This is a genomic window from Streptomyces sp. NPDC015532 (assembly GCF_043078065.1).
GTDB lineage: Bacteria > Actinomycetota > Actinomycetes > Streptomycetales > Streptomycetaceae > Streptomyces.
In genome coordinates this window covers 1-6,433 of record NZ_JBIBSY010000037.1, presented here as the reverse complement: position 1 = coordinate 6,433, position 6,433 = coordinate 1, and the positions used below count along the sequence as shown (strand labels likewise).

Here is a 6,433-nt window from a genome sequence, read left to right as displayed (position 1 = left end):
CCACTCCTGGACAAGACGCGGGCCACCGCGCACGGCCGCGACGAGATCCGCCGGATCAAGGCCGCCGCCGTCGCCGGGATCGCGTTCCCACACGCGGTGCAGGCCGTCCAGATCGTGCGCCGCCGACGGATCGTCACCACCGGCAAGGTCACCCTGGAACGCATCTACGGGGTGACCGACCTGACCGCGGAGCAGTCCGACGCAACCGAGATCGCCCGCCGCGTCCGCGGCCACTGGGGCATCGAGAACAAGATCCACCACGTCAGGGACACCACGTACGCCGAGGACGCCTCCCGCGTACGCACCGGCACCGCTCCACGCGCCATGGCATCCCTGCGCAACCTGGCCATCGGCGCTCTCCGACTCGCCAACCAGACGAACATCGCCGCTGGACTCCGCCACCACACCCGCGACGCCAACCGTCCACTGATCACCCTCGGCATCATGTGATCAACCAGGACACATCACCTGAACGACGCGGCCCTGGGTTCAAATCCCACATCCACCGCAGGTGAACGGCCCCTGGCCAGGCATCTCAGGGGCCGTTCTCGTGAGTGTCGTCCGCGAGAGACCGTGGCTCCCCGCTGTTTCCGACCGAACGGGCACGGGAGGGGCACGTCGACTGGCGATCTCTAGATGGCGAGCAGCCCGGCCGTTACCGCAGAGAAGACCCGCGATTTCCTCCGGTCCGGTCCGAGCGTCACACGGTCACGTGCACAGCCGCGCAGAGGAGTTGAACATGTTCAATAATGCTGCCAGGATGACGAGCACGTGCTCGACGACGCGTCGAACCCGGGTCGTTCGTGTGTCCTGTCGAAGGTGTTGGGGTGGCGTGAGTTGCGTTCCTATCGGGCAGTCCTGGTCCTCGTTCCCGTCGCGTTCGCCCTCGTCGCATGTGGCAGGTTCGCCTTCCCGCCAGTCCCTGACGGTAAGGCGGCCGAGGTACCCCGATCGCAGACAGCGACCATATGGGGCGACGGCGCGGGCGGCAGGCTAGAGCTGAAGCCGGATGGAACGTTTACTGCCGATGATGTCTGCGGTGATTACGACATCTCTGCCTACGGGCCGGAGAACGAACCCCGGTCGGGATCGGGTACCTGGGACGCCGATGAGTGGGAGGGACAGAGCAGCGTCACGGTGTCGTTCGAAGCCGATCGCGTGACCTCCACCTACGAGGCCCTGCGGGACGGCAAGACATTGAAACTCTGGACATATGTCGGGGACCCCGACGAGGGCCACTCGCTCTGCATCCTGACCCTGCGGTAGGGCTGAATCGTCCCCTGACCAGCTGAGTTGGTCAGCACGGCAAGCACTCGACAGCAATCCACCACTCACCGCAAGCTCCCATCCCGTCTGCCGTCGGCCCACACACCGTGGAGCGGGCGTGGTTCAGGGCGTCAAGGTGGAGCGTGCCCAGGAGGCGGGGCACCAGGTGGGCGTTCTTCTTCCCCCGTGCCTTGCGGACTCTGCGGTGAAGGCGCACGCCGTGGTGGCCCGGCCCGGCTCGCTGGACGCCTACGCGCACGGGCTGTACGGGTTCCTGCGTGAACTCGACCAGCAAGGGTGCGACCTCATCGTCGCGTCCCTGCCGGTGGAGGAGGGGCCGGGGCTGGCGGTCGCCAACCGGCTTCGCCGGGCTGCGGGGCCCCGGCCCTCCGCGTGAGTGGCCACGGCCGGGGCGGTCAGGACGGGGTGGAGACCGCCGCGTCGAGGCCGCGGGTGGCGACCAGTTGGGCGCTGCCGTCGGACAGGCGGTAGGACAGACCCACCACGGCGAGGCGGCCGGCAGCCACCGCATCGGCCAGGACACGGGAGCGTTCCAGGAGCAGGTCCACGGTGTGCTCGATGTGCTCGGCCAGGATCTCTTCGGCCGTGTCGCGTCCGGCGGCGCGGGCTGCTAGCACGCTCGGGGTCACCCGTTCGACAACGTCCCGGACGAAGCCGCCCGGCGTCTGCCCGTTCTCCAGGGCGGAGCAGGCCGCGGCGACCGCGCCGCATGAGTCGTGGCCGAGGACAACGACCAGCGGCGCGTTGAGGACGCTCACGCCGAACTCTATGGACCCGAGGACTTCGGTACCGGCGACGTGCCCGGCGGTGCGGACCACGAACAGGTCGCCCAGGCCGCGGTCGAAGATGATCTCGGCGGCCAGTCGGGAGTCGGAGCACCCGAACAGCACGGCGAAGGGCTGCTGGGACGGTGCGATCTCGGTGCGGCGGGTGGCGTCCTGGTTCGGGTGCTCGGGAGTGCCTGAGACGAAGCGCTGGTTACCGGCCATGAGCAGGTCGATGGCGTCGCGGGGCGTCGGGGTCTCGGTCATGGCCGCAGCCTACGATGAGGCACCCGCCGTCGCAGCCACTGGTTCCGCCGGACAGCGCCGGGTCGAACGACGCAACCGACCCCGGCCCATTCGCCTCGGGGGTGCGGATGAGCGGGCCGTCAGTTGCACCGGTCAGACGGTCACCGAGAGAGCCCAATTGGGTCCGTCCGTGTCATCGTGGTCGTCGACCGCGGACCGTCGTGCCGGCCATGGGCCCGCTGGCCTTCGTGAATCAGTGCCCGTAGATGTGGCCGTGTACCAGCGGGTCGTGTTCCAAGATGAAGTCGGACACCTTCCAGAACTCTGACAACCTCGGGTGCTGGAGAGCGGCCTCACGATCGAGCTTGGTGCCGAACAGGGGACCGTCGGGGTGCGCGAGACCGGCAGTCACCAGGGTCGAAGCTGGCGTGTTCTGCCCAGCCACGGGACCGACGCGGCAGGCGAACGAAACGTGATCGCCCCACTGTTCAGCTCCAGCGCCCCAGGTCCCGAAGATCACGTCTATCCACGCATCGTGATCCTTGTCCTTGTGGTGGTAGCAGTTCGCGAAGTACACGGCGTACGCGGCACCGTCAGCGTGGATGAAGTTCCACGCCCGTTCGACCGGAGCTTGGCAGCAGTCACACTGGAACTCGCGGGTCTGCCGGTCCGGGCCAAAGGTCAGTGACATGCCGGCCATCATGCGGCACGATCGATCATCCCGAGCAGGAGCCCCCCGACAACGTGCCCCTCCCGTGCCAGTTCGGTCGGGAACCAGCGGGGAGTCACGGTTGTCAGCGGACATTGCCCACGAGAATGGCTCCTGACCGTTCCACCTGGTCAGGGGCCGTTCACCTGCGGTGGGTGTGGGATTGAACCCACAGTGACATCGCTGCCACGACGGCTTTCAAGACCGCGTACCGTTTGGTTCCCCCATTGATTCACCGGCCTATCGGATCACCGCCACGCAGGGGGAAGGTTCGCGAGCTGCCTCTGTACGTCCCAATCGGCCGGCTTGCACTCGGGCGAGTGCCACTTGGCGCCACCAGCTAGCCAAAGCCTGCGCGCCTCGCTGGCCCCTGACAGCCTGCAATCCTCGATACCGGCCTCGCAGTGGCAGCACGGACAAATGGCAAAAAGGGCGCAACCGTACCCGTCGTACAGCATGGTTCCGTCGTCGTATCCGCAGATCCGGCAGACGGTCTCGGTCTTACCTTCCATGATCACCTCAATGGAGCCTGTCGACCGGGAACCCGGACCGCCCGGATAAGGGTGCACCCCCAGCCCGTCCGCGGTCGGAGGCGGGTCATCTTCATAGGGCTGCACCATGCCGTGACATCAGCAGCTGACACCAACAGGGGCGAACGAGGGCGGTTCGCAGCGCACTTGTGAGGCAGATGGATCGGGGATAGGGCGTGGTCGATCCGCAGCAGGACGCCGGTTCGATTGACCTGATAGAGATGAGGCCAGACCTCAAAAATCGCGATGTAACCTACGGCCGGAAGAGAACTTCGAAGGCGGGGATGCAATGCGGAGAGCGGTAATCGTGTCTAAGGCCGTGCTCACGGTGATAGGCACGTGGGTTGCCCTCGTGCTGGCGATCGCGCTTCCAGCCCTGCTTCCGGAGCGGTGGGAGTACTACCTGATCTCCCCCGCCAGCGTGGGCCTGTGGATGCTTTCAATGCTCGTAGGACCCGTCGTAGTCTGCTGGAAACTGCGCTCCTGGATACGGACGGTCCCCGGTGATCCGCGGCGGCTGGACATCTGACTGGCTAGTCCAACAGACCCCGTGCCGTGCCACTCTCGTGCCAGAACAGGCGGGGATTCAGGGGGAACTACAGTGCTTAACGGGAGGATCGGTCCGCTCCTTCCGAGGGTGGAAACCCACAGGTCAGGCCCGGAACCACCCAACCTCTTGCCCGTCGGAAGCAGCCTTGTAGCTGCGACCTTGGGAGTCGACTCGGGTCAGGCTGCTGCAACACCCCTGTTGCAGCAGCCTGACCCCAGCAAGGCGGATGGAACGCCTGCCATGAGACATGGTCGGCCTGTTTACAGAGGCCAGAAGCTCAACCGGACAGGCGGCGCGCAGGACCGCCGTCAGGTGGCCGGCAGGGCCACGGTGCCGTACAGGGTCCAGTGGTCCGACAGTCCAGACGTGGCTGAGACGCTGCACCTGGTGAACTCGGCACTCTTGGGCGCGAAGATGTAATCGATCTTCCGGGTAGGTTCGCCCTGAGCGTTGGCATTTGCAGTCGGTTTACCTGTCCGAGTGCTATCAGGATTCGCGAGTTGACTGCATTCCAAATACCGTCCATAAACGGATAGCAGTGCCGAGCTTGGGCCGCCTTCGTCAACGCTTGCGTACGGGTAAGGCGGCACCACGTTCAGGTCGCCGCCAAAGACGGTTCGGTAGCCGTATGTCGTTTCCCAGTAGTGTGCCAAGTCGTTCAGTTGCACGGCCTGGTCTGTACGCCATTCTCCAGTTTCGTCGTCGTACCCCTTACCGGCGCTGAGGTGTGCGGTGCAAGCCATGACGGCGCGCGAGGGGATCGCTGCGCACAGGCCGCTCCGCTGCTCCTTGCCGGGAGGGGAAGTGAAATCGAAACGCTGGTAGAAGGTGTTCTCATCTGGTACGGCAATCGCCACACCGAATGCGCCGCGGTCGAGATTGTCGGGCTTGGGTCCCATCGCGCATTGCTTTTGGATGAGAGGTCCGCCTACGCGAGTATTGATCGGCGCAAATCTAACGTCCCAACCCCTTCCTGGCATCTCGTCTTCCAGCATCTCCTCTACTTTTTTGGCATGCTTTTCGCAAAATTCCTGGAAGAAGATGACGTCCGGATACTTACCCCCGGCCGGGTCCTTGAGCCGGGATCTGATCTGCTGGTTGAGTTCCGCATACCCTGCGCGCTCGTCCGACCAACCGCAACCGTCGTTGTTGTTGGCGCAAACATTCCAAGTCATCACGTTGAGGCTCGTCGCGCCAACCGAGGCGGCTGGATATTGGAAGTCGGACCCCGCCGCTCCTTCTGGGATCAACAGGAACCGGGTTCCTGCAATTGGGCTCAGAGCGGTCGCGCGAAGAATTCCATCGTCGCTGACCGTGACGTATCTGCCGGCGTAACCGTCGGCTATAGTCTTGAACGCGACTTCATAGGATCCCGAGGGTGATCCGGAAGGCGGGTCGAAGTACACGGGTTCAAACTGCTGCCAATCTGCCAGATTGCCTCCTCTCGCACGTAGCATCCCCGTCCTTGGTTCGGCATCCGTGAATTCTGGCGTAGCGAAAAATCCGGTCACTTCGGAACGCAGACTGATGGTTGTTCCGGCGTGATTCGTGTGAAGGGTAAACCGTTCCCACGATGCAACACTGGTGCTCGTTGCCTGCATCATCCATTCGTACTTGTCGGTTGCGTTCAACCTTACGCTGACGAATTTTCCGTTGTATGTTCCGCTGGCCAAAGATTTGAGTGCCCACCTTTGACCCGCCGATTTGGCGACGGCTGCTGCGTCCCCGGAAACATCTGTGGCGCTGGCTGTCGAAACGGGCAATAGAGTCATGCCTGCAATAAGGCCAAATAGCACAACGAACATGAATATAAAGCGCCGCATGGTCTCCCCTCCGGTTTGTGAAACAGGTGCATGGTTGCACGCTACAATATTGACAGTTGGATCTTCGCGGAACAATTGATTGTGTTCGGGCGGTGCCTGCCGGGGGCGGGGTCGCAGGGGTCTCAGTGGTAGTGCTAGTGGGCGTCTGGGTTGACGGGGGCTCGCCAGTGGCTGCAGAGGTAGCAGGCGGACTCTGCAGGCGGGCGAGGGCATCGTGGGAGCGGGGCGGCTGCGGCGACAGATGCGTTCGCCGATGTTGTGTCCGCCACCGGGCGGTGCACATTGGTTGTTTTCGGTCTTGTGGATGAGCGTGGGGAAATGTCGTATTGAATGATGTGCCAGGACGGATGAATCAAAAGAGCGTACCCACACCCCGTGATCCGCTTCCCGAAGCCTGTGCTCCCCACTGGTGTTGCAGCTTCTGCCTAAGGGTCCTAACAGAAGCTGTTGATCATGTGACTTTCGGCTTGGGTGGTCGTTGGTCCGGTCGTGGGAACACGTCAGTCGCGGCCGTGGATCGTGTC

Annotated in this window: 6 protein-coding genes and 1 pseudogene; 4 read left to right on the top strand and 3 right to left on the bottom strand. The window is 63.9% G+C overall.

Annotation, left to right across the window (positions count from 1 at the left end):
* From ACF07B_RS42790 to ACF07B_RS42780, 3 genes and pseudogenes are all read left to right on the top strand, one after another.
* On the top strand, positions 1 to 450 hold a 450-nt coding region (locus ACF07B_RS42790), incomplete at its 5' end, for a transposase (RefSeq protein ID WP_392182928.1).
* A gap of 321 nt (positions 451 to 771) precedes the next feature.
* Positions 772 to 1,266, top strand: coding sequence for a hypothetical protein (locus ACF07B_RS42785; RefSeq protein ID WP_392182927.1), 495 nt, complete (start codon positions 772 to 774; stop codon positions 1,264 to 1,266).
* Positions 1,267 to 1,399: 133 nt separating this feature from the next.
* A pseudogene (locus ACF07B_RS42780) lies at positions 1,400 to 1,663 on the top strand (Sua5 family C-terminal domain-containing protein); the annotation flags it as partial.
* Between the two features lie 19 nt (positions 1,664 to 1,682).
* On the opposite strand, the gene ACF07B_RS42775 reads toward ACF07B_RS42780, so the two are convergent.
* Both ACF07B_RS42775 and ACF07B_RS42770 read right to left on the bottom strand, forming a co-directional pair.
* Positions 1,683 to 2,318, bottom strand: a complete 636-nt coding sequence (locus ACF07B_RS42775) for a carbonic anhydrase (RefSeq protein ID WP_392182926.1) — start codon at positions 2,316 to 2,318, stop codon at positions 1,683 to 1,685.
* Positions 2,319 to 2,550: 232 nt separating this feature from the next.
* Positions 2,551 to 2,988, bottom strand: coding sequence for a hypothetical protein (locus ACF07B_RS42770; protein ID WP_392182925.1), 438 nt, complete (start codon positions 2,986 to 2,988; stop codon positions 2,551 to 2,553).
* 867 nt (positions 2,989 to 3,855) lie between these two features.
* Here ACF07B_RS42770 and ACF07B_RS42765 point away from each other — a divergent pair.
* The gene (locus ACF07B_RS42765; protein ID WP_392182924.1) at positions 3,856 to 4,065 is read left to right on the top strand and encodes a hypothetical protein; all 210 of its coding nucleotides are present in this window, start codon (positions 3,856 to 3,858) and stop codon (positions 4,063 to 4,065) included.
* A gap of 329 nt (positions 4,066 to 4,394) precedes the next feature.
* Here ACF07B_RS42765 and ACF07B_RS42760 read toward each other — a convergent pair whose 3' ends face one another.
* Positions 4,395 to 5,984, bottom strand: coding sequence for an endonuclease/exonuclease/phosphatase family protein (locus ACF07B_RS42760; protein ID WP_392182923.1), 1,590 nt, complete (start codon positions 5,982 to 5,984; stop codon positions 4,395 to 4,397).
* Between the last annotated feature and the right edge of the window lie 449 nt (positions 5,985 to 6,433).